The organism is Variovorax boronicumulans (assembly GCF_029892485.1).
Lineage (GTDB): Bacteria > Pseudomonadota > Gammaproteobacteria > Burkholderiales > Burkholderiaceae_C > Variovorax > Variovorax boronicumulans_B.
Window position 1 is genome coordinate 102,312 of the sequence record NZ_JARXVG010000011.1, and the last position, 22,215, is coordinate 124,526.

Sequence of the window (22,215 nt, forward strand, 5' to 3'; positions counted from 1 at the left end):
GCCGACGTTCAGCGAAAAAGATCTGCCGCTGTATCGGCCATCCCGCCGGGCGGCAAAGGCGCCCACAGCAGGCGTTCTATCGCAATCCAGTGCGTTGCGGGCACCGCATCGCCCCGGCACGAGCGCACGGTTTCACACAGGGTATGACGAATCTCATCGAGTACGCGCTTGCCGTTGCCGGCTGTGCGGTACATACCTTCAAACCCGAGCGCGATGACGACGAGCTGAAGCTCCAGCAGGTCGATGTGCTCGGCCGGATTCTTCAGTACGTTTGCCATGATCCTGAAGACGTTCTCGCCACCTTTGCCATCGCCGTGAAACCGGATCGCCAACAACCGATCTGCCCAGATGTGCCCGTCGTCGGCCGGTTCCTTCGTTTGAGCGGACAAGCCCGCGGCTTCGTCCAGTGCGGTGCACAGCGTGTAGCTCGCGCCGGTGATGTACTCGTGGCGGATCCGGGCATCGCTGCAGACGGACTGGAACGTGCCGACTTGATGCGCAAGATCACCATGCAAGGCATTGCCCCGTGCGGCATCGAGTTGCCGAGGCATGCGGGCAAGCGCAAGCAGCAGCGGCCGCGCGGCCTCGATCAGAGGGACGCGGGCCGCCTGGACGGCAACAAGGCGGTCAGGCTGCGGAGATTGGCGCGCGAGGGTTTGCGGGCTCATCAGCAGAGGCCGGGGCGGGGGATTGGGAGCGGTGGCTGCGGCAAGGCGCCGGGCAAGTTGCTCGAAATGGTTGTGAGCGGTGCGCGTGAACTCTTCGCGAAGAGGCATGGGATTCTTCAGCCTCCTGGTGTGGGAAAGCGTCGGCCCTTGCGCTACGGTCTGGGCGTCGAGCGTGCCCGGGATTTTCTTGATCCATTGTTGATTTTTGCTTTGATGGTGTTGATTGCTCGGGCGCGACCGATCAGTCAATCTCTACGCGCCTGGGCTTCAGCCAGCGCCTCCGCCGTGCCGAACTGCGTGAGGAACTCGATTTCATCCGCCTTGCTCAACCGGCCCTGCGCCCGGTACACCAACGCCGTCATCACGGCGCCCGTTTGCACAGGTCGGTCTTCGGGCTCGCCCATGCCGCTGTCGCTCTGCCACTCCTTGGGAAAGCGCGGCCAACTGCATGTGATCTGGCTGCTCATGTGAAAGAAGGTTTCCATGAAGCCGGGCCTGCACTCCAGCCGGTACTGGCGGCGGCTGGGTAGGCCGCAGTAGGTGGTGTAGTCAGGATGCAGGTAACGCGCGATGCCCTTGAAGTTGGCGGGTGCGTCAGCGGGAATGCGATCGACGGTGGGACCTGTTTCCATGTACTGGCGGATGTACTCCCACAGATGGGCTGCGCCGCTGGGGCCTGTGACGGCGGGGCCTGCGAACAGGCAGTCTTCGCCTCGGGCCGTGGGGTCGTCGGCGTCGAAGGGAGGGTGGTAGAGAGCCAGCATCGCAACGTCCTGCTTGTCCCAGTAGTTGGTGCTTTGGGGATCGAACAGTGCGACCAGTCGATCCCAATCGAACACCGCGTTGCCACCGCAGTACTGGGGACGCAGCACATACACCTTGCGTGTGATCCGATTGAAGCGGATGCGGCCTCGTGCGGAAGTGAAGAAGCAGGTGCGCATGCCCATCTTGCAGAACCACATGTAGATGAGGAAGGCGGAGGCTAGAGCCAGGGGAAGCAGAAGAAGCCAGCCAAAAACAAGATAAGGCCAATCATCGGCTCCATAGGCTATGGTCGGCCAAAAGAAGATGATCTCTGCAAAGAGTAGCGGATGCACCGCAAATCCGTACCACCCCCAAATGACTAGCAGCGCTGGACAGATCACATAGAGATTCCCGATGCCCGCGCGCCACTGCAAACTCCACCCTGGATTGCACAGCTCCAGATAGGCCTCGTTCTGCGCGTAGGCGCTGCCATTGGGCATCGTGATGCCCCTAGCACCAGAGCGATTGGTCGGCCATTGCTTTTGTCCATCCAGATTGATGTGTGCACGACTTTTTGCCACGGCCGATCTGTGTAGGCGGGCATAGCCCTCTTCGCGAATAAACATGATGGATGTGTCAAGCAGGTTGCAGGTCACGCTTGGCATTGGCCAGCTCTTGCAGCGTATCCCGCAAGTTATCGTGTACCGGTTTCTGGCCTTTGCGTTTCTTGTTAAGGGGAATGTCGCGTAGCCAAGTGATCCACTTGTCCTCGCTCAAGAGAAGCACGAAGATCGTGCCGCCGATACCCAACACGGCTCCCACCAAGCCCAAGATCGCTGCAGTGATGCCCCACGCAGCCGCACCGGCTCCGATGCCTGCCGCGAAGATGGCTGCGCCAGCGCTCCCAATCGTGAAGATGGCTCCAAAAGCGCTTGCCGCTTGCGCAATTGCCAACCCTCTTTGCCCGCGCAGACCGGACTTCCACGCATCCATCCCATCCAGCACCACCGAAAACATAGCCGCCGGCCCCAGAAACTTGAATGCCGTCACCCGCAGGCTCTTGAGATGCAGCGCGTTGATGCTGTCCAGTCCTTCACTGTGCGCCGCGTACTTGTAGACGTCATACCCTTTCACCCCATTGAAGATAGTTGCTTCATACGCCTTGGCGCGCCAGTCATACAGACTGCCGACGCCTTGCAGCAACTGGCCTGCAAGGTCGAAGGCACTGCGCGCATCGAGCTTGGCCTCCAGCTGGTTGCCCTTGATGATGGCGGCGCCCAGATCCATCAGCGCGCCCAGCATCGCGGCACGCGTGCCGGGGGCCGCACCGCGTGCGCGCTCCAGCGCCGCGGCCTTGCCAGCGCGGGTGGCCGGGTCGGCAATGGACTCCAGCTTTTTGGCCCGCAACGCGATGCGCTTGGCGTTCTCTGCAACGTCGGTCTGCAACTGCGCCACAGCTTTGTGTACCGTGCTGCCCATGGTGCTCATGCCGGCCAGGGCCAGGTGCTGCACCATGCGCGCTTCCAGTTGCGATGCTTTCAAGCCGCCGATGCCAGTCGCGGCGCGCACCGAGAGCAGGGAGAACACATGACCCACCCACGCCGCCTTTCGCAGCATTGCGGGTGCATCTGCCTTGTTCGCTTCTTCGATGAAGCCCAGTGCCTTGTCGCCCAAGGCCAGGCGCCCGGCAACCAATTTGAGGCTGGTTGCCAGCGTGTCGGCCATAGCGGTTTCGGGATCTGGCGCGGGTATCGATGGACCAGGCAACTTGCCGTTCTCCAGGTTCTTGTAGGCAGCCTGAAGGGTGGCGCTGTTGAAGCACATCACGCGCGACAGCAGGCTGCCGCCCCACGGATTCATTGCCAACAGTGCCTGCCGGCCAGCTTCATGCGTTTCCAGGCCGGACAGGCACTGCGCGAGATGCAGGCTCGATGCGGCACCGCCGCCGGGCTTGTTGATCTTTCCATCCTGATTGCTGAAGCGGCCCAGGGCAGAGAGCAGCGTACTGCTGAGCACCCATTTGTTCTGATCGCGGCCCAGCGCTGCCACTTTGTCTTGCGCTTGCCCCTGCCGGAATTTTTGCTCCTGCAGGATGTCGCGTGCCGCAGCCTGATCGAACCATTGGTTGCAAGCGAGCTGAATGGCCGACTGGGCGTTGCCGAGTTCGCGATGGTGGTTGGCCGCGCGCGCTGCGCTCCGAAGTGCGCTTTCCTTGGCGGCTTCCTGGGGATCGCGCGGCAGCGGCGCATGGATGCGTGCCGACTCCGCATAGCCTCGGTCAACGCGCGCGACCGCGCCTTGTTGTGCGAGCGCGATCAGGCCCTGCGCCCCGACCGCCGTCTGGAACACCCATTCGTTGCTCACGTCCTTGTGATGCCCTGTGGCACTCGATGCCTGCCAGTGGCTGTAGATGGTTTGCGCCTCGGCCTGCAGGTGCCCCAGTTCCTGCGCAATACCAATGGCGTCTTCGCACGCGACGATGGCACCACTGTTGTCGGCCAGGAGTTTGGTGATTTTTTGCAGGCGCTTGCCGTGGGCACCCGCGTAGTCGGGTTGCCTGATGGTGACGGTCTCCGTGGTCGGATATGCCCCGGCATAGTCGCCCATTGGGGTGTAGGAGGGGGTGTCCACAGTCCTGGTCTCTTCATGGTCGCCCCACCCGCGCTCCACTGCATTGCCGCCCATCAGGCCGTACAACTGGGGATCCAACGCGTTGCGAACGGCTTCGTCCTTCAGCGCCTTGAATTCGGCCACGTTCCAGCCACCTGCGTCTGGAGTGGGCACAGCGGTGTCGGGCGCGGCCTTTCGGCCGTTGATCCAGCTGGCCACGTCGAAACTCTGCGTGTACTTGTCGAGGTCCTTGTCGATGACACTGTTCAAGTGGTCGGGGTCCACCGGGTCGGGGTGGAACAGATAGTTCAGCTTCGTGACATCTCCAGCACCCTTGATCCACACAAGGCTTCTGTTGGCCCCCCAATCCTGCGGACTGCATGCGGCAAGGCCTTCGGCTTCGTTCGGGTGATCGACATCGAATCGGGTCAGGTAGCCATGCGAATGCACTGCGTAGCCGAACCAGGCGGGGCGCCGGCAGTTGGTTTCGATGCGGATGTACAAGTAGCCAGCGCGCAGCATGCGCACGTTGTACTGGGCTGTCTGGAGCGCCACGCCGCCTGGCTGGCTCCTGAAGTTGCCGCCGGGCTTGAGCTTTTCCAGCGCCGCCGCGCCTCTCTCGGTGCAACTGTAGGCGGCAGCGTAGCGCGTGAACAGAATCGGCACTCCGCTTTGGGCGCATTGATCACAGGGGTTCTTGCAAGCCATGGCTTATCTTTTCTGAGGCTGAATGGTCTCGTTCAGAAGCATCGAAAAACTGGCGTCGGGCCTATCGCGCAGCTGGTCTTCGATCCGGTTCAAAGTCGGTGCGAGGTGCGGCAGGCTCCAGTCCATGGCGCGCGCCGGGCCTTCCTTGGGGGCGTGCATCCAGGTGATCCAGACATAGTCTTCGAGGTCGATGTTTTTCAGGTTCATGCGCGCGGCATCGGCCAGCATTTGCTGCAAGCTTTCCGGATCGGGCTGGGCGTCGGGCGGTACGTCGTGCTTGGCATAGCTGCGCCAGATCGAGTTGGCGTCCGGCGAGATGCCCGAGAGGAACCACTGCGCTTCGTCGAGCAGATCGCGCGGCGATCCACCCGCCTGCGCTCCGCAGGGAAGCACCGGCGCTTTGGCACGGAACCATTGGGCAGGCTCGGGCCTGTCGCGCAAGGGGCCCCAGGGTTGCATGAGCGACCACCATTGCGTGACCGGCCCGAGCCACCGGCTTTGCTGCAGGGGACTCAGCGCAGGCCAGACCCGCTGCATGACGCGCGGGTCGTGGTAGCGAAACAGCACGCTGTCTTCACTGCCCGGCGGTCGTTGATCGCCCAGGCCAACCCAATGCCGGACGATTTTCTGCTCCGATTCCGGGCTGATGACCACGCCGCAGAAGTCCTGCTTGGTGACGCGTTCGTTCGCCCGCTGGGAAGCGACCTCCAGACAATGCGCCAACCATGCGCGCACGTCTCGAATCTTGAGTCCGGGGATGGAGACAACCAACTCTTCGGGCAACTCCAGCAGGCACGGTGCACGCTCTTCGCGATACTCGAAGTAACTGTCGGGCACGTTGATGCGGTCGCGCGCCCATTTCGGAAACTGTTCACACAGCTCTCGTGCCAGAGGATTGCCATCCCAGCGGTTGAATACCAGGTAGGCCCGCTGGGGGAGCGCCTCCTTCTCGCGCTTGCGTGCGTCTGCGGACTCCCTGGACGGAAGCACGGTCAACGCATTCCAGCCTTGGATGAGCGCATTGAGCAATTCTTCGCCATTGGCAGCTCGACCTTCGGCCCCAACGCCGTCGATCATCGGCGCGACACCGAGTTGCCACCCTTGTCAGCGGCCATTTCCTTGGTGCCGCAGGCTTCGCCGTTCAACTTTTCGGGCGCTTTGGAATCGGCCGGAGCATAGCCATGGATTGCCGCATGGTTGGTGTACTTGCCGGCCGTCTCCTTGGGAATGCTGCCGGCGCTGTATTCGCCGTCGAGCCCGCTCACGCAAGTCACGGCGTGCCCGATGAAGCCGTCCAGGTTGTAATCAGCTGCGCCGCTTGCGCCGAGGTTCAGCGCATTGGGGGTCCTGAGGATGATTTCATATTCGAAGAGGCCGTTGACACCTTCCCGGCCGGCAAGCCGCACTGGCACCAGTGCGGGTAGCCCCAGGCTTGTAGGGATGGCGGTGCTGATGACGGAGAGAGTTTGGGGCACGAGCGACAGGCTTGATGGATGGCAATCCAAAAAGTCTGGGGCACACACAAGCCGCACATTCGCAAACAATAGTCAAACGACTACCACCACGGCGATGGGAGACGCAAGAACGCAAAAATTCACGGCTTCGAAGCCAGAACTCCCATCAATTGGCCCGTGCCGACTTCAATCCTCGAATATGGCGAGCAGCAACGTCAAGGCATCACCGCACCGCCGCGAGCAATCGGCCGCGATTCAGACCGCAACGACTTCCCGTGCCATCCCCTTCGACGCCACCGGCATGTGCTCGGCCCAATCGATGATCTCCAGCGTGCCGTCCGCATGCTCGGCGAGCGCCGTCAGGCTTTCGACCCAGTCGCCATCGTTGCAGTAGAGGATGCCGTCGATGTCGCGCATCTCTGCGTGGTGGATGTGGCCGCACACCACGCCCTGCGCGCCGCGTTTGCGGGCCTCGCGTGCCACCGCGTTCTCGAAATCGCCCACGTAGCTCACCGCGCGCTTGACCTTGCCCTTGAGGTACTTGGACAGCGACCAGTACGGCAGCCCCATGCGCGCGCGCAGCGAGTTGAGATGGCGGTTCAGCTTGAGCGTGAATTCGTAGAGCGAGTCGCCCACGTAGGCGAGCCACTTGGCGCACTGGATCACGCCGTCGAACAGGTCGCCGTGGATGATCCAGAGCTTGCGGCCGTCGGCCGTCTCGTGGATCCATTCGTCGGCCACGTCGATGCCGCCGAAGTTGTGATGGAGGTACTTGCGGGCGAACTCGTCGTGGTTGCCCGGGATGAAGATCACGCGCGTGCCCTTGCGCGCCTTGCGCAGCAGCTTCTGGATCACGTCGTTGTGCGCCTGCGGCCAGTACCAGTGGCGCTTGAGCTGCCAGCCGTCGATGATGTCGCCGACCAGGAACAGCGTCTCGCACTCGGTGTGCTTCAGAAAGTCGAGCAGGGCGCGGGCCTGGCAGCCGGGCGTGCCCAGGTGCAGGTCGGAGATCCAGAGCGTGCGGAACTGAAGCGGTGGACGCTGGCGATCGTCGTCCTCCGGCTCAGAAGTCCCGGTCGTCGTGTCGCGCCATGCGCGAAGGAAAGCGTCGTCGCGTTGCATGGACGGGTAGGCTCCCATCCGCGCATGACGCCGCGATGGCACACCCGTGACATCCCGGTGACGCGTGGCCCAGGGCCTGTTGATGCTATTTCCGGCGTCGCGAAGGTATGCCAGGGCGGACCAGTCAAGGCGCGCGACGCCGCGTGTGCATATGCACACGCAAGGAGCGCAACGCAGACTGGGCTGCCCTGGCATACCTTCCCGCAGGGTTGGCTGTCCAAGGGGCCGTCTGCGGCGTTGCCCGCGCTTGCAAGGCAAAGCCTTGCTGCGCTTGGGCGCCTTGCAGCCAGCCCCTTGGACAGCCAACGCGGCGCCGGAAATAGCATCAACAGGCCCGGCAACGCCACAATCGCGCGATGCGACCTGGCCAGATCATCGTTCTTGCGACCCCCGTGTTCTTTCTTCTGATCGCGATCGAGTTCGCGGTGGGCCGCGTGCGCGCGCGCCGTGGCACCGGGCAGGACACCTACCGGCTGGCCGATGCGGTCAACAGCATCGGGCTGGGCATGCTGAGCCAGATCAGCGCGGTGCTCACGGGGCTGCTGCGCATCGGCATATACACGGCCGTGTATTCGGCGGTGGCGCTCTTTCCGCAGGACGCGGCGCGCGACTTCTGGACGACCTGGTACGGCTGGCTGCTGGCACTGGTGTTCTACGACTTCTGCTACTACTGGCTGCATCGCATGGGCCACGAGTCGGCGGTGCTGTGGGCGGCGCATGTGGTGCACCACCAGAGCCAGCACTACAACCTGTCGACCGCGCTGCGGCAGACGTCGAGCGGGGCGCTGCTGGGCTGGATCTTCTATCTGCCAATGGCGGTGGCCGGCGTGCCGCCGCTGGTGTTCGTCGTGGTGGCGCTCGTCGATTTGCTCTACCAGTTCTGGGTGCACACCGAGCAGGTGGGCAAGCTCGGCTGGTTCGACCGCTGGTTCTGCTCGCCGTCGAACCACCGGGTGCACCACGCGGTGAACGACACGTATCTGGACCGCAATTACGGCGGCATCCTGATTGTGTGGGACCGCATGTTCGGCACCTTCCGCGAGGAGGACGAGCGCTGCGTCTACGGCACGCGCGGCGAATTGAAGAGTTGGGACCCGCTGTGGGCGAATGCCGAGGTGTACTGGGGGCTGGCCAAGGATTCGTGGCACGCGCGCAGCTGGGCCGACAAGCTGCGCGTGTGGCTCAAGCCGCCCGGCTGGCGGCCGGCCGATGTGGCGGCGCGGTTTCCGAAGCCGGCGTTCGACATCGCGAAAGTGACGCGCTACGAGCCTGTGGTCAGCCGCGGAGTGCAGTGGTTCGCTGGCATTCAGTTCCTGCTGATGCTGGGCGGCGTGGCCTTCTTTCTCTGGTTCTCCGATGGCATGCCGCTGCAGCGCTCCGCCGTCTGGCTGGCCGGGTTGACGGCGAGCCTGTGGGCCATCGGTGCCGTGCTGCAGGGGCGCATTTCCGTCACCGAGGTGCTGCTGGTCGAGACGGCCGCGCTGGCCGCCGCAAGCGCGGCGCTGGGCACCGACTGGCTGCACCACATCTGCAAGCCGCTGGCGCTGTCGATCGCCATCGTCTTTGCGGCGCGGCGTGCAATGGCGTCTGGTGCAGTCACGCGATTCGACGGGCTGCTGCTCGCGGGGCTGGTCGCCTCGCTGGCGGGCGACGTGCTGCTGATGGGCTCGGCCAAGCTGTTCGTGCCGGGGCTCGTTTGCTTTTTGCTCGCGCACCTGGCGTACATCGCGCTGTTCCGCATCGGCGTGGGCATGTTCCCGCGGCGCGGGGTGCTGGCGACAACGCTGCTGATCGGCGCGGGCATGTACGCGTTTCTCTGGCAAGGCGGGCTGCCGCCGGCGCTGCGGATTCCTGTCGGGGTCTATGTCGTGGTGATCGCGTGCATGGCAGCGCAGGCCATCGGGCGTGCGGCGGTGCTGCGCGAAGCCGACCCGTCAGCGGTATGGGTGGCGGTGGGCGCGTGCTTCTTCATGCTGAGCGATTCGCTGCTGGCAATCAACCGTTTTGTCGCGCCGCTGCCGCTGGCGCAGTTGTGGGTGCTGGCGGCTTACTACGCGGCGCAGATTCTGATCGTGCGGCACGTTCGCAGGCCGGGCGCTTAAGGCCGCAGTTGCCCCCACGAGCGGCCGGGTGCCGCCGGCCTGCTTCGATCACGGAACTTGCGTCCATTGAAGAAAAGTCGGCTTCGTGAATTACGCCCAAGCGCGGGCGGCCATCCGCTCTCCACAATGCCCCACCAAAAACAGTCCTGGGAGGGAAAAGTGGAAAGAAAAATCATCGTGGTGGGCGATCCGCCCGCGCCCGGAGGCCGGGTGCTGCCCTACGGCGGGCCCACCGCCGAAATTCATGGTCATCAGGTCGCGCTCATCGGAGGACGCGCGTACTGTGAGGGATGCCGCAGCGTCGGCATCATCGCAAAGGCAGGCGGGCCGCGGCGCATGCAATGCCTTGGAGAGGTGGCATTGGAGGGCGACGTGGTGGTTTGTCACTGCCCGATTCCTCCTGCGCTCGTGGCCACGTTGCAGCAATCGGCGAACTTCGACGACGGCATGACCAACGCAGTTGGAGCGTTCAGAGCCAGCGCGATCCCATTGCAGGGATGGTTCTCTGGAGATACCGCAGCCGTTGCAGCGAGCAAGAAGCTGGTCGATGCGGCAGTGCGCCATCCACCCGAGGCCGAGCAGACGGAAAACATCTGCCCGAACATGACCAACAAGGAGTTCGCGATCAAGGTCTTGGGGCTGCGAGACCTCGCCGTTGATCTGGTCGAAAAACGCGTCAAGGACCTGGCGGCGTGGGGAAAGCCTGAACGAGAGCGCGTGACCAAGTGGTTCGGCCAGAACGACGAAGATTTGCGACAGCACCTGGACAAGGGCCTGAAGGCATGCATCCGTGTATTGAAGGGACTGACAGAAGCGAACTTCGTACGCTACTCAGAGCAAGCGATGCGAAATGTCGGCTGCATCCCTTCTGGCAACATCGGTCTCCTTGCCGCCGAAGTGTGCAAACCCGACCTCAAGACGCGCACGATCGGAATAGGGCTTCCGTTTTGCGAACTTCCCGATGTTTCCTACAGAATCGACTCGAAGCTGGCCACCATCCTCCATGAGGTGACTCACTTTGACGACGTGTTTTCGTCGAACGATACGGTCTACCAGATGACGCAGAGCCTGAAGCTGATGGCATCCAATCCCAGCGCGGCAAGGGTCAACGCGGACAGCATCGTGGGGTTCGTTCTATATATGCCGACTAGACCTCTTTTCTTCGTTCTGAGCGTCCTGATCGGGTCGGGCATCGGCAATGCCGCGCAAGCATGCAAGCCACCATTGATGATCATGCTGGCCTTTGATGAGGGCTCTGCGACCTTGGGCCGAGATCAGATCGTTCTGCTGGCCAACAAGCTGGATCACTTCCGGCGCCTGTACCCGCACCTGGAGGCTGCAGATATCGAGGGCGTTGCACGCGAGACCACTCCCGATGCGAAGCAGTTGGCACAACGCCGGGCCCTGGAAGCGGCGCGCGCAGTCCGCGTTCTTTTCGATGGAGCGAAGTTGCACGTCTCATCGAATGTCTATCCGCCCACGTGGTCGACCCTCGACGGCAACTACGCAGGCATCAACATGGCGCCGCCCATGAAAGACATACCCGACTGCATGCCGGTGCCGATTCCCGGTGTCAAGCACTGAAGGCGCGAAGCCTCATCGCCCTCTTTGCGCAGCGGGAGGCGGTGAAAACCTAATCCGCGCAGCGCTGGATTTCCACCGTCGAGTGGCGAATCTCCTCGTGCATCGAGAAGCAGGCGCGCACCTCGTCGGCGGTGAGCGTCGGTGAATGAGTCACCACCGTGAGCGCACAGGCATAGGCATCGCGCCCCACGCGCCAGACGTGCAGGTCGGCCACGCGGGTTTCCGAACCGGCCAGCGTGGTCTCCACCCCTTCGCGGATCTCTTCGGTGACCGGGTGGTCCATCTCGCGGTCGAGCAGCACCTTGCCGGTTTCCTTCAGCAGGCCCCGGGCCCAGCTGGCGACCAGCACCGCGCCGACGATTCCCATGGCCGGGTCGAGCCACGCCCAGCCGTAGAACCAGCCGCCGAGCAATGCCGCGATGGCGAGCACCGAGGTGGCGGCGTCGGCCAAAACGTGCATGTAGGCGGAGCGCAGATTCAGGTCATGGCCGTGTTCATGCGAATGACCGTGATCATGCCCGTGGTGGTGATGCCCATGGTCGTGGTGCGTGCCGCCCAGCAGCCGCGCGCAGACCAGGTTGACCACCAGCCCCAGCACCGCCACCGAAATCGCCTCGGGGTAGTGGATCGCCGAAGGCGACCACAGCCGCTCCAGCGAGCCCACCACCATCAGCGCCGCCACGCCGAGCAGCAGCAGCGCGCTCGCGAAGCCGCCGAGCACTTCGATCTTCCAGGTGCCGAATGCGAAGCGCGGGTCGCGTGCATAGCGGCGCGCGGCCGCATAGGCAAAGGCGCTGAGGCCGATGGCCAGCGCATGCGAGCTCATGTGCCAGCCGTCGGCCAGCAGCGCCATCGAGTTGAACCACCAGCCGGCGCCGATCTCGATCACCATCATCGCGGCGGTGATCCACATCACGAGGCGCGTGCTGCGCTCGGCGGCGGCATTGCCGGCGCCGAACTGGTGGTCGTGCTGCCAGGCGCTCAGGTCATGGGTGTGCATGGGTCTTCAGACTCCGAAAAGATCCTGTCCGTCGGAACGGCTGGAGGGCGGCGTCACGCCCAGGTGGCGGTAGGCCGCCAGCGTGGCGATGCGCCCGCGCGGCGTGCGCTGCAGGTAGCCCTGCTGAATGAGGTAGGGCTCGATCACGTCCTCGATGGTGTCGCGCTCCTCGCCGATGCTGGCCGCGACGTTGTCAAGGCCCACCGGGCCGCCGTCGAAGCGGTGGATCACGGCTTCGAGCAGCTTCCTGTCCATCAGGTCGAAGCCCTGCGGATCGACGTCGAGCATGGCGAGCGCCTTGTGCGCGATTTCCTCGGTGATGCGGCCATCGCCCTTGACCTCGGCGTAGTCGCGCACGCGGCGCAGCAGGCGGTTGGCGATACGCGGCGTGCCGCGCGAGCGGCGGGCGATCTCGAAGCCGCCGGTGGCGTCGGTTTCCACCTTGAGCAGGCGGGCGCTGCGGGTCACGATCAGCGCGAGCTCTTCGGGCGTGTAAAACTCCAGCCGCGCCACGATGCCGAAGCGGTCGCGCAGCGGGTTGGTCAGCATGCCGGCGCGGGTGGTGGCGCCCACCAGGGTGAAGGGCTGCAGGTCGAGCTTGATGCTGCGCGCCGCGGGGCCCTCGCCGATCATGATGTCGATCTGGTAGTCCTCCAGCGCGGGGTAGAGGATTTCCTCGACGACAGGGCTCAGGCGATGGATCTCGTCGATGAAGAGCACATCGTTGGGCTCGAGGTTGGTCAGCAGCGCCGCGAGGTCCTTGGGCTTCTCGAGCACCGGGCCCGAGGTCTGGCGCAGGTTGACGCCCAGCTCGGCCGCGATGATGTGCGACAGCGTGGTCTTGCCGAGGCCGGGCGGGCCGAACAGCAGCACGTGGTCGAGCGCTTCCTTGCGCTTGCGCGCCGCGCCGATGAAGATTTCGAGCTGCTCGCGCACCTTGGCCTGGCCGACGTATTCGTCGAGCAGCTTGGGGCGAAGGGCCCGTTCGATGGCCTCCTCGTTAGGCGAAGCGGGGGCGGCAGACACCACGCGTTGGGGGGCGGGTGCGAAATCGTCGGTCTGGATCGTCATTTGGTAGGTTTTCAAGGGAGTTTAGTACCTGCCTTCGCTGGCAGAATGCTTCGGCCATATAACGAACGAGGGAAGGCAGCACGTGTCGATCTACGAATTGAAGCCGCGTTTCCAGGCGCTGCTGCGGCCGCTGGTGGTCCGCCTGCATGCCATGGGCGTCACGGCCAACCAGGTCACGCTGGCGGCGTGCGTCGTCTCGGTCGTGCTCGGGCTTTGGCTTTTCTTCGCGGCCCCCTCGCTCGCGGCCTTCGGGCTCATTCCGGCATGGATGTTCCTGCGCATGGCCTTCAACGCCATCGACGGCATGCTGGCGCGCGAGCACCACCAGCAGAGCAAGCTGGGCGCCTTCCTCAACGAACTGACCGACGTGGTCTCCGACGCCGCGCTCTACCTGCCCTTTGCGCTGGTGGCGCCCTTCAGCCCGTTCTGGGTCGGCACGGTGATCGTGCTGGCCGGGCTGAGCGAATTCGCCGGCGCACTGGGTCCCACGGTGGGCGCCTCGCGCCGCTACGACGGGCCGCTGGGCAAGAGCGACCGAGCCTTCGTGTTCGGCGCGCTCGGCCTGTACGTGGCGCTGGGCTGGCCGCTGCCGGGCTGGACGGCGTGGCTGATGCCGCTGCTGGCGGCGCTCGTGGCCTGGACCACCGTCAACCGCATTCGCCGCGCATTGGCAGAAGCCGATGCTGCCGGCCACTGAACACATACAAAGATCGACAGGGATTCAATGACAGACATCACTCCACGCATTGCCGAAGAGCTTCACTTCCAGACGCACGACGGCGAATCGCTTTTCTACCGCCACTGGCCGGCCACGGGCGCCGTGCGCCGCGGCGCCATCGTGCTGTTCCACCGCGGCCATGAGCACGGTGCGCGCATGGCGCACTTGGTCGACGAGCTGAACCTGCCCGACTTCGACTTCTTCGCCTGGGACGCGCGCGGCCACGGCCGCTCGCCCGGGCAGCGCGGCTACAGCCCGAGCTTCGGCACCTCGGTGCGCGACGTGCAGACCTTCGTCCACCACATCGGCTCGGCGCACGGCGTGGCCGAGCAGGACATCCACGTGGTCGCGCAGAGCGTGGGCGCGGTGCTCATCGCCACCTGGGCGCACGACTACGCCCCCAAGGTGCGCGGCCTCACGCTGGCCTCGCCCGCCTTCAAGGTGAAGCTCTACGTGCCCTTCGCGCGCGCCGGGCTCGGGCTGATGCACAAGCTGCGCGGCCTGTTCTTCGTCAACAGCTACGTGAAGGCGAAGCTCCTCACGCACGACCCCGAGCGCATCGCGAGCTACGAGAGCGATCCGCTGATCTCGCGGCCGATCGCGGTCAACATCCTGCTGGGCCTGTACGAAGCGGCCGACCGCGTGGTGGCCGATGCCAACGCGATCACGCTGCCGGTGCAACTGCTCATTTCGGGCGCCGACTGGGTGGTGCACCACAAGCCGCAGCACCAGTTCTTCGAGCGGCTGGGCAGCGCGGTCAAGACCAAGACCGAACTGCCGGGCTTCTTCCATGACACCCTGGGCGAGAAGGACCGCGCGCCGGCCGTGGCGCAAATCCGCGAATTCATCCTGCAGCGCTTCGATGCGCCGGCCGTGCCGGTCGACCGCACCGCCGCGCACCTGAGCGGCGACACGGCCGACGAGTCGCGCGCGCTGGCCGAGCCGCTCTCTCCTCTGTCGCCGCGCGGCGCCTACTGGGCCATGACGCGCGCGGGCCTGCGCATCGGCGGCAAGCTCTCCAGCGGTATCGCGCTCGGCCACAAGACCGGTTTCGATTCGGGCAGCACGCTCGACTACGTCTACCGCAACCACCCCGAAGGCAAGGGGCCGCTGGGCCGCAACATCGACAACACCTACCTCAACTCGATCGGCTGGCGCGGCATTCGCCAGCGCAAGATCCACGTCGAGGAGCTGCTGCGCATCGCAATGGAGCGGCTGGCCGAAATGCACCGCGAGGTGCGGGTGATGGACATCGCCGCCGGCCATGGCCGCTATGTGCTCGACGCGGTGCTCGCGAGCCCGGTCAAGGCCAGCTCGATCCTGCTGCGCGACTACAGCGACATCAACGTGCGCGACGGCCGCGCGCTCATCGCCGAGAAGGGCCTGCAGGACACCGCGCAGTTCGTGCAGGCCGATGCCTTCGACCGCATCAGCCTGGCCACGGTGACGCCGCGGCCCACGCTGGCGGTGGTGTCGGGCCTGTACGAACTCTTTCCCGACAACGAGATGGTGCAGCGCTCGCTCGCGGGCGTAGGCGATGCGGTGGAAGACCGAGGCTACCTCGTCTACACCGGGCAGCCGTGGCATCCGCAGCTGGAGATGATCGCGCGCGCACTCACCAGCCACCGCCAGGGCGAAGCCTGGGTGATGCGCCGCCGCACGCAGGTCGAGATGGACCAGCTGGTGGAAGAAGCGGGCTTCCGCAAGATCGACCAGCGGGTCGATGAGTGGGGGATCTTCACGGTCTCTTTGGCGGTGCGCACAGGCCGATGAAAGCCTGGTTCGAACAGCGCCCCTGGAAGCGCGCAGCCGCATGGCTCGTGTTCCTCGGGCCGCTGTTCTATGCGACCTACGGCTTCGCCAACTGGTGGGCCACCATGCGCGCGAACGTGCCTTCGATGGCCTTCGACTGGGAACGGCAGATCCCGTTCTGGCCGTGGACGATCTTTCCGTACTGGACGATCAACGTGTTCTACGCGCTGTCGCTGTTCCTGGCGCGCAGCAAGCACACGCTGGACCGGCATGCGCTGCGGCTGGTCACAGCGACCTTGATAGCCTGCACCTGCTTCATCGTCTGGCCGCTGCACTTCAGTTTCGGGCAGCCGCCGGTCGATGGCGCGCCGGCATTCCTCTTCAACGCGCTGCGCGGCTTCGACCAGCCGTTCAACCAGGCGCCCTCGCTGCACATCGCGCTGGCCGTGATCCTGTGGGACTGGTACCGGCAATTCATTCGCCCGCTGTGGGCACGGCTGGTGCTGCATGTGTGGGCGTTCGCGATCTGCGCCTCGGTGCTCACGACGTGGCAGCACCACTTCATCGACATTCCGACCGGCGCACTGCTCGGTCTGGTGTGCGTGTGGCTGTGGCCGCTGGAGCGGGTGGTGTCGATGCGGCGCGCCTGGCAGGTCACGCGCGATGCACAGCGCTGGAAGCTCGCGGGGTTCTATGCGGTGGGTGCGGTGCTGTTTCTCGCCGCTGCCTTGTACGGCGGCGGCGTGTGGCTGTGGCTCGCATGGCCGGCCGCGTCGCTCGCCTTCGTGGCGCTCAACTACATCGGCTTCGGCGCACGCGGCTTCCAGATGGACGGACGTGGGCGCATGGGCTGGGCTGCGCGCTGGATGCTCGCGCCCTACCGGTTCGGCGCCACGATCAACGCCTGGCTCTGGACGCGCAAGCTGCCCGCCTCGGTCGAGGTGGTGCCCGGCTTGCGGCTCGGCCGACGACCCACGCACGCCGAATGGCTCGCGGCCGGCAAGCCGCGCCTCGTGAGCCTGTGCGCCGAACTGCAGATACCGGTCGGTGTGCCGCATGCGCGCTGCGTGCCGCTGCTCGACCTGACGGTGCCGCCGACAGTGCGGCTGCAGCGCGCGGCCGTAGTCATCGAAGGCCAGCGACGCGACGCGGACGGCGCGCCGGTGTGGGTCTGCTGCGCGCTCGGCTTTTCGCGCAGCGCAGCGGCGGCGATCGCCTGGCTGGGCCGCTACGGCTCGGCCGGCGACCTGGCGCAATCCGAAGACACGGTGCGCCGCGCACGGCCGCAGATCGTGCTGCGCCCCGCATGGCGGGTTTCGCTCGCGCCCTTGAAGAGCCTGGACGTCGTACGCAAGGTGCCGCCCCATGACTGACAACGACCGCGCCACCTGCGCCGCGCTCGCCGGCCTGCTGCGCGCCTTCACGGTGCTGGCGATCTGGGGTTTTGCGCTGACGTGCATCGCGGCGCTGGTGCTCGCGCTCACGCTGCGTTCGCTCCCGACCACGCCCATCATGGGCTTCGGCGCGGTCATGATCCTCGGCGTGCTCGAGCGCTATTTCGCCTTCCGGCTGCGGCTGGACCAGACGCTGTTCGACGAGCTGGCGCGCGGCACCATCGCCTCGCTCGATGCACTCGACCGCGCGCTGGACCGCCTGGGCCTTCGCAGCGCGCCCGCATCGCACACGCCCCGCCCGCTCGACGACCGCGTGCAGGGCACCCGCCAGCTCATGCAGCGCCATGCCATCGTGGTCGCCTGCCAGAGCGCCATGTTCCTTCTTGCCTTGATGACACAGGATTTCTCTTGACCGACGACAACAAGAACAACGACAAGCCCAAGCCGGAGAGCACGGTGCTGCGCCGCGCGCTCGCCATCGTCGCGGGCAAGCTCATCATCGGCGCGGCGGGCCTGCTGACCGGCGTGCGCGCCATCTGGAGCGGCACCACGCCCAAGGCCGAGCAAACGCTCTACTTCGCCAACCACACGAGCCACGGCGACTTCGTGCTGCTGTGGGCGACGCTGCCGCCCGACCTGCGCGCCCTCACCCGGCCGGTGGCGGGGCAGGACTACTGGATGGCCTCGAAGGTGCGCCAGTTCATTGGCGCCGACGTGTTCAACGCGCTCATGATCCGCCGCGACGGCTCGGGCCAGGGCGACAACCCGGTCGAGCAGATGAAAGAGGCGCTGGAAGGCGGCGACTCGCTCATCATGTTCCCCGAAGGCACGCGCAACACCGGCGACGAGATCCTGCTGCCGCTCAAGAGTGGCCTCTTCCATCTGGCGCGCGCCTGCCCCAGCGTGCGGCTGGTGCCGGTGTGGATCGAGAACCTCAAGCGCGTGCTGCCCAAGGGCACGCTGGTGCCGATTCCGCTGGCCTGCACGGTGCGCTTCGGCACGCCGATCGTGCTGGCAGAGGGTGAAGACAAGAACACATTCATCGCCCGCGCACGCTCGGCGATGCTCGACCTGCGCCCCGAATACGACCGCAACGACAAGGCCGAAGGCGCCGCATCATGATCGAACTGTCTCCCTTCGCGTGGACCACGCTCAAGCTCTTCGGCGGCGTCTTCGGCGTGCTGGTGCTGGCCTCGGCCATCGGCGCGCTGCTCAAGTGGCGCGTGGCGCACGGCCAGCCGCATTCGGTGATCGACAACCTCAACTCGCGCGTCAACGCGTGGTGGGTGATGGTGGCGGTGATCGGCCTGGCCTTCGCCTTCGGCAAGGGCGGCGTGATCGTGCTGTTCTACCTGATCTCGTTCTATGCGCTGCGCGAGTTCATCAGCCTGGCCTACACGCGGCGCGGTGACCATGCGGCGATCGCGCTCGCGTTCTTCGTCGCGCTGCCGGGGCAGTACTTCCTGATCTGGATCGAGTGGTACGGGCTCTATTCGATCTTCATCCCGGTCTACGCCTTCCTGATCCTGCCGATCCTCGCTGCCGTGGGCGGCGACACGCAGCGCTTCCTGGAGCGCACCTCGAAGATCCAGTGGGGCCTGATGGTGTGCGTGTTCTGCATCAGCCACGTGCCCGCGCTGCTCACGCTGCAGATACCGGGCTTCGAGGGCCGCAACCTGCTGCTGATCGCGTTCCTGGTGATCGTGGTGCAGGGCAGCGACGTGCTGCAGTACGTGTGGGGCAAGCTCTTCGGCAAGCGCAAGGTCGCGCCCGAGCTCTCGCCCTCCAAGACCTGGGAAGGCCTGATCGGCGGCGTGGCGAGCGCCACCGCGCTGGGCGCGGCGCTCTACTGGGCGACGCCGTTCAACCCTTGGCAGGCGGCGCTGATGGCTTTCATGATCTGCTTCATGGGCTTCTTCGGCGGCCTGGTGATGTCGGCCATCAAGCGCGACCGCGGCGTGAAGGATTGGGGCTCGATGATCGAGGGCCACGGCGGCATGCTCGACCGGCTGGACTCGGTGATCTTCGCAGCGCCGATCTACTTTCACGCAGTGCGCTATTGGTGGGTGCCGTGAGCACGGCGGCTGCCAAGAAAACTGCCAAACCTGCCGCGAAAGCGGAGCGCATCGTCGACGACACGCCGATGGAATGCGCCAACGCCGCAGCATTGAAGCGCTGGTACAAAAGCCACCATGCCACCCATGCAGGCGTGTGGCTGCGCATCGCGAAGAAGGCCAGCGGCATCGCCTCCATCGACCACCCCGAGGCGCTCGAGATCGCGCTGTGCTTCGGCTGGATCGACGGGCGGCGCAAGAGTGACAAGAGCAACGGCGAACAGTATTTCCTGCAGCGCTTCACACCACGCACCGCGCGCAGCACCTGGTCGAAGATCAATCGCGACAAGGCGCTGAAACTGATCGACGAAGAGCGCATGCAGCCGGCCGGACTGGCCGAGGTGGAACGCGCGAAGGCCGACGGGCGCTGGGATGCGGCCTACGACGCCGCGAGCGTGGCGACCGCACCGCCCGACCTGCAGGCCGCGCTCGATGCGAACAAGAAGGCCGCGAAGTTCTTCGCCACGCTGGACGCGCGCAATCGCTATGCGGTGCTGTTCCGTACGCAGGGCGCGAAGAAGCCCGAGACGCGCGCCAGGCGCATTGCGCAGTTCGTCGAGATGCTCGCCAAGGGCGAGAAGATCCACCCTTGAGGCGAAGGCGGTCCTAGTCTTCGTCCATCGCCCGTGAGCGGCCGAGCCAGAACCCCAGGATCAGGCCGACCGTGCCGAAGCCGATGGCGCCCCAGAGGCTCAGGAAATTGAAGACGTTGTAGCGGCCCGGCTGCTGCGCCAGCTCGCTCGCCAGCTCCGGGTCGACCAGCCCGCCCAGGCTTCGCGCGGCAGCGAAGTCGAAAGCCGCATCGCCCAGGAAGCCCACTGCCAGCAGAATCGGCAGCACGGTCAGGAACGGGAACCATGCGCCGCGCACCTTGCGCCACTCCAGCAGGTAGGCCGCCACCAGCAGCACCGCCCCCGCGCCGATGAGGCCGAGCACGACGGGCCGCCGGGCCAGCGGCAGCAGCCAGGGCCAGATCCACTGCAGCGGATAAAGCGGCCACTCGGCCTGCGGCGCGATGCCGCCCGGCCGCGCGAAGGCCGGCCAACCCAGCGCGAGCGTGGCGCGGCCCACCAGCGCAGACGCACAGGCCACGGCCGCGACGCCCAGGCAGCCGATGCGCAGCCATGACGAGCGAGGCTCGGGGAAGACATGCGGCGGCATGACGGTCTGGGTGTAGCTGCCACGGCTCCAGCGCCTGGTGACCACGACGGCCTGCGGCTGCGGCGGTGTCAGTTCGCCGCGGACCAGCCAGTCGATCGCAAGGATCGCCAGTGCGAACGCCATCGCGGCGGTGAGCCATGCGCACGCGCCCGGCATGTCGATGAAGCCGGCCGGCGTCATCATCGGCAGGTTGCCGTAGACGACGCCCGCGCATCCGTAGGCCAGGAGAATCGGCACGCAGCCGATCAGGGCCGCGCGCATGAGCAGCAAGTCGCTGTGAACCGACTCGTGCCGCAACGCCTCCACACGCGACCACGCGCCGCGCAGGCTCACTTGGCCAGGGCCTTCAGAGCCAGCTTGATCCCTTCGCTCACCGTCGCATCCTTGGGCAGCGCCTTGAGCGCGAGCGCGGCTTCCTTGTCGCTGTACCCCAGCGCGACCAGCGCCTGCAGGATGTCGGCCTGCGCGTCGGACGCCGCATGCGCGGGCAGTCCGATGTCGGCGCCCAGCTTGCCCTTGAGTTCCAGCAGCAGCCGCTCGGCGGTCTTCTTGCCGATGCCGGGGATCTTCACGAGCCGGCCGAGTTCCTGTGTCGTGATTGCCTGCGACAACTCGCCCACGCTCATGCCCGAGAGCAGCCCGAGCGCAGTGCGCGGGCCCACGCCTGTGATCTTGATGAGCTGGCGGAAAGCCGCACGCTCCTCGGCGGTGCCGAAACCGTAGAGAATCTGCGCGTCCTCGCGCACCACGAAGTGCGTGAGCAGCGAAACGCGCTCCCCGGTGCCGGGCAGGTTGTAGAACGTGCTCATCGGCACATCGACCTCGTAACCGACGCCGTTGCAGTCCACCACCACTTGCGGTGGGTTGCGCTCGGCAAGTACGCCGGTGAGTTTGCCTATCATTGGCCCACCCCCGTTGCTTGCTCACTTCGTGTAGCCGCCTCCCCCCTCAAGGGGGCAACATCGGCGGCCCGGCGAAGCCGGTTCCGCGGTGTTCCCCGCTTTGGTTTGCGTTTTTTCGAGCATGGCTGGTCTTGCATAGGGCTGCCAAATAGATGGAAATGGATACCGCGTGATTCTGCGACACACCTTTACCCCACCGAACAACTCGCGCCTCGGACACCTGTGCGGCCCTCTGGACGCGCACCTGCGCCGCATCGAGGAAGCGCTGGGCGTGAAGATCGCGCACCGCCACGAGCAGTTCAAGGTCGATGGCCCCAAGGCCCCGGCGCAGCGTGCGATGGACGTGCTGCAGGCGCTCTACGAAATCGCCCAGCGCCCGATCGACCCCGCCGTGGTGCAGCTCACGCTGGCCGGCGACGGCTCGATGAGCGACGAGGACGCGGCCATGCTCGTCACCCGCCGCGCCGACCTGCGCGCGCGCACGCCGACACAGGCGCTGTACCTGGACAACATCGCCAAGCACGACATCACCTTCGGCATCGGCCCGGCCGGCACTGGCAAGACCTACCTCGCGGTGGCCTGCGCGGTCGACGCGCTGGAGCGCGCGGCGGTGCAGCGCATCGTGCTCACGCGGCCGGCCGTGGAAGCGGGCGAGCGGCTCGGCTTTCTGCCGGGCGACCTGACGCAGAAGGTCGATCCGTACCTGCGCCCGCTGTACGACGCGCTCTATGACCTCATGGGCTACGAGAAGGTGCAGAAGGCCTTCGAGCGCAATGCGCTGGAGATCGCGCCGCTGGCCTTCATGCGCGGTCGCACGCTGAACAACGCGTTCGTGATCCTCGACGAGGCGCAGAACACCTCGGTCGAGCAGATGAAGATGTTCCTCACGCGCATCGGCTTCGGCGCGAAGGCGGTGGTGACGGGCGACGTGAGCCAGATCGACCTGCCCAAGCAGCAGCTCAGCGGCCTGATCGACGCCGAGCGCGTGCTCAGGCGCGTGAGCGGCATCGCGATCACGCACTTCACGAGCGCCGACGTGGTGCGGCATCCGCTGGTGGCGAAGATCGTCGATGCCTACGACGGGCAGCGCAAACGCAGCGGCACGCACTGA

20 protein-coding genes are annotated in these 22,215 nt (G+C 65.6%); 10 read left to right on the top strand and 10 right to left on the bottom strand.

The genetic code is table 11. From position 1 onward, the window contains the following. Positions 1-8: 8 nt before the first annotated feature. The 6 genes from icmH to M2282_RS23420 all read right to left on the bottom strand — a co-directional run bounded on the left by icmH (position 9) and on the right by M2282_RS23420 (position 7,306). Positions 9-917, bottom strand: a complete 909-nt coding sequence (gene icmH / locus M2282_RS23395; RefSeq protein WP_280811161.1) for a type IVB secretion system protein IcmH/DotU — start codon at positions 915-917, stop codon at positions 9-11. Next, positions 914-2,077, bottom strand: coding sequence for a hypothetical protein (locus M2282_RS23400; protein ID WP_280811162.1), 1,164 nt, complete (start codon positions 2,075-2,077; stop codon positions 914-916). The genes icmH and M2282_RS23400 overlap by 4 nt, the downstream gene beginning before the upstream one ends. Next, a complete protein-coding gene (locus tag M2282_RS23405) occupies positions 2,049-4,730 on the bottom strand; it encodes a T6SS effector BTH_I2691 family protein (RefSeq protein WP_280811163.1) in 2,682 nt (893 codons plus the stop codon). The genes M2282_RS23400 and M2282_RS23405 overlap by 29 nt, the downstream gene beginning before the upstream one ends. A 3-nt stretch (positions 4,731-4,733) precedes the next feature. Further along, on the bottom strand, positions 4,734-5,807 hold the full coding sequence (locus M2282_RS23410) for a DUF4123 domain-containing protein (protein WP_280811164.1): 1,074 nt from the start codon (positions 5,805-5,807) through the stop codon (positions 4,734-4,736). Next, positions 5,804-6,205 carry a hypothetical protein gene (locus M2282_RS23415; protein ID WP_280811165.1) on the bottom strand — a complete coding sequence of 134 codons (402 nt, stop codon included), beginning with the start codon at positions 6,203-6,205 and terminating at the stop codon, positions 5,804-5,806. Before M2282_RS23415 ends, M2282_RS23410 begins: the two co-directional genes overlap by 4 nt. A gap of 234 nt (positions 6,206-6,439) precedes the next feature. Continuing rightward, entirely contained in the window at positions 6,440-7,306 is an 867-nt protein-coding gene (locus tag M2282_RS23420; RefSeq protein ID WP_280811166.1) for a UDP-2,3-diacylglucosamine diphosphatase, read from the bottom strand. A gap of 356 nt (positions 7,307-7,662) precedes the next feature. On the opposite strand from M2282_RS23420, the gene M2282_RS23425 reads away from it, so the two are divergent. Next, complete coding sequence (locus tag M2282_RS23425; protein ID WP_280811167.1) at positions 7,663-9,408, top strand: lysoplasmalogenase family protein; 1,746 nt, start codon at positions 7,663-7,665, stop codon at positions 9,406-9,408. Between the two features lie 159 nt (positions 9,409-9,567). After that, on the top strand, positions 9,568-10,992 hold the full coding sequence (locus M2282_RS23430; protein WP_280811168.1) for a M35 family metallo-endopeptidase: 1,425 nt from the start codon (positions 9,568-9,570) through the stop codon (positions 10,990-10,992). 49 nt (positions 10,993-11,041) lie between these two features. Here the strand turns inward: M2282_RS23430 and dmeF are convergent, their stop codons facing one another. Continuing rightward, positions 11,042-11,992 (bottom strand): CDF family Co(II)/Ni(II) efflux transporter DmeF, encoded by a 951-nt coding sequence (dmeF, locus tag M2282_RS23435; RefSeq protein ID WP_280811169.1) that lies wholly within the window; start codon positions 11,990-11,992, stop codon positions 11,042-11,044. A 6-nt stretch (positions 11,993-11,998) separates the two neighbouring features. Further along, positions 11,999-13,063 (bottom strand): Holliday junction branch migration DNA helicase RuvB, encoded by a 1,065-nt coding sequence (gene ruvB / locus M2282_RS23440; protein ID WP_257863962.1) that lies wholly within the window; start codon positions 13,061-13,063, stop codon positions 11,999-12,001. Positions 13,064-13,145: 82 nt separating this feature from the next. On the opposite strand from ruvB, the gene M2282_RS23445 reads away from it, so the two are divergent. Genes M2282_RS23445 through M2282_RS23475 form a run of 7 tightly spaced genes read left to right on the top strand, consistent with a single transcriptional unit; the run spans position 13,146 to position 19,634 of the window. After that, positions 13,146-13,760, top strand: a complete 615-nt coding sequence (locus M2282_RS23445; protein ID WP_280811170.1) for a CDP-alcohol phosphatidyltransferase family protein — start codon at positions 13,146-13,148, stop codon at positions 13,758-13,760. 27 nt (positions 13,761-13,787) lie between these two features. Continuing rightward, a complete protein-coding gene (locus tag M2282_RS23450) occupies positions 13,788-15,554 on the top strand; it encodes a bifunctional alpha/beta hydrolase/class I SAM-dependent methyltransferase (RefSeq protein WP_280811171.1) in 1,767 nt (588 codons plus the stop codon). Beyond that, positions 15,551-16,906 carry a phosphatase PAP2/dual specificity phosphatase family protein gene (locus M2282_RS23455; RefSeq protein WP_280811172.1) on the top strand — a complete coding sequence of 452 codons (1,356 nt, stop codon included), beginning with the start codon at positions 15,551-15,553 and terminating at the stop codon, positions 16,904-16,906. The genes M2282_RS23450 and M2282_RS23455 overlap by 4 nt, the downstream gene beginning before the upstream one ends. Further along, positions 16,899-17,339, top strand: coding sequence for a hypothetical protein (locus M2282_RS23460; protein WP_280811173.1), 441 nt, complete (start codon positions 16,899-16,901; stop codon positions 17,337-17,339). Before M2282_RS23455 ends, M2282_RS23460 begins: the two co-directional genes overlap by 8 nt. 44 nt (positions 17,340-17,383) lie before the next feature. After that, entirely contained in the window at positions 17,384-18,049 is a 666-nt protein-coding gene (locus tag M2282_RS23465) for a lysophospholipid acyltransferase family protein (RefSeq protein WP_280811289.1), read from the top strand. Next, complete coding sequence (locus M2282_RS23470; protein ID WP_280811174.1) at positions 18,046-19,002, top strand: phosphatidate cytidylyltransferase; 957 nt, start codon at positions 18,046-18,048, stop codon at positions 19,000-19,002. The genes M2282_RS23465 and M2282_RS23470 overlap by 4 nt, the downstream gene beginning before the upstream one ends. Further along, on the top strand, positions 18,999-19,634 hold the full coding sequence (locus M2282_RS23475; protein WP_280811175.1) for a YdeI/OmpD-associated family protein: 636 nt from the start codon (positions 18,999-19,001) through the stop codon (positions 19,632-19,634). Before M2282_RS23470 ends, M2282_RS23475 begins: the two co-directional genes overlap by 4 nt. 13 nt (positions 19,635-19,647) lie before the next feature. Here the strand turns inward: M2282_RS23475 and M2282_RS23480 are convergent, their stop codons facing one another. Both M2282_RS23480 and ruvA read right to left on the bottom strand, forming a co-directional pair. Beyond that, entirely contained in the window at positions 19,648-20,535 is an 888-nt protein-coding gene (locus M2282_RS23480) for a hypothetical protein (protein WP_280811176.1), read from the bottom strand. Continuing rightward, positions 20,532-21,104 carry a Holliday junction branch migration protein RuvA gene (gene ruvA, locus M2282_RS23485; protein WP_206175708.1) on the bottom strand — a complete coding sequence of 191 codons (573 nt, stop codon included), beginning with the start codon at positions 21,102-21,104 and terminating at the stop codon, positions 20,532-20,534. Before ruvA ends, M2282_RS23480 begins: the two co-directional genes overlap by 4 nt. A 169-nt stretch (positions 21,105-21,273) precedes the next feature. Here ruvA and M2282_RS23490 point away from each other — a divergent pair, with 169 nt between their 5' ends. Further along, positions 21,274-22,215, top strand: coding sequence for a PhoH family protein (locus tag M2282_RS23490; RefSeq protein ID WP_280811177.1), 942 nt, complete (start codon positions 21,274-21,276; stop codon positions 22,213-22,215).

Excerpts from the sequence above, each read along its gene's own strand:
- M2282_RS23425 (WP_280811167.1), top strand. The coding sequence starts at position 7,663 with ATGCGACCTGGCCAGATCATCGTTCTTGCGACCCCCGTGTTCTTTCTT.
- M2282_RS23450 (WP_280811171.1), top strand. The coding sequence starts at position 13,788 with ATGACAGACATCACTCCACGCATTGCCGAAGAGCTTCACTTCCAGACG.
- M2282_RS23470 (WP_280811174.1), top strand. The coding sequence starts at position 18,046 with ATGATCGAACTGTCTCCCTTCGCGTGGACCACGCTCAAGCTCTTCGGC.
- dmeF (WP_280811169.1), bottom strand. The coding sequence starts at position 11,992 with ATGCACACCCATGACCTGAGCGCCTGGCAGCACGACCACCAGTTCGGC.
- M2282_RS23400 (WP_280811162.1), bottom strand. The coding sequence starts at position 2,077 with ATGCCAAGCGTGACCTGCAACCTGCTTGACACATCCATCATGTTTATT.
- M2282_RS23420 (WP_280811166.1), bottom strand. The coding sequence starts at position 7,306 with ATGCAACGCGACGACGCTTTCCTTCGCGCATGGCGCGACACGACGACC.
- ruvA (WP_206175708.1), bottom strand. The coding sequence starts at position 21,104 with ATGATAGGCAAACTCACCGGCGTACTTGCCGAGCGCAACCCACCGCAA.
- M2282_RS23455 (WP_280811172.1), top strand. The coding sequence starts at position 15,551 with ATGAAAGCCTGGTTCGAACAGCGCCCCTGGAAGCGCGCAGCCGCATGG.
- M2282_RS23410 (WP_280811164.1), bottom strand. The coding sequence starts at position 5,807 with ATGATCGACGGCGTTGGGGCCGAAGGTCGAGCTGCCAATGGCGAAGAA.
- M2282_RS23405 (WP_280811163.1), bottom strand. The coding sequence starts at position 4,730 with ATGGCTTGCAAGAACCCCTGTGATCAATGCGCCCAAAGCGGAGTGCCG.
- ruvB (WP_257863962.1), bottom strand. The coding sequence starts at position 13,063 with ATGACGATCCAGACCGACGATTTCGCACCCGCCCCCCAACGCGTGGTG.
- M2282_RS23460 (WP_280811173.1), top strand. The coding sequence starts at position 16,899 with ATGACTGACAACGACCGCGCCACCTGCGCCGCGCTCGCCGGCCTGCTG.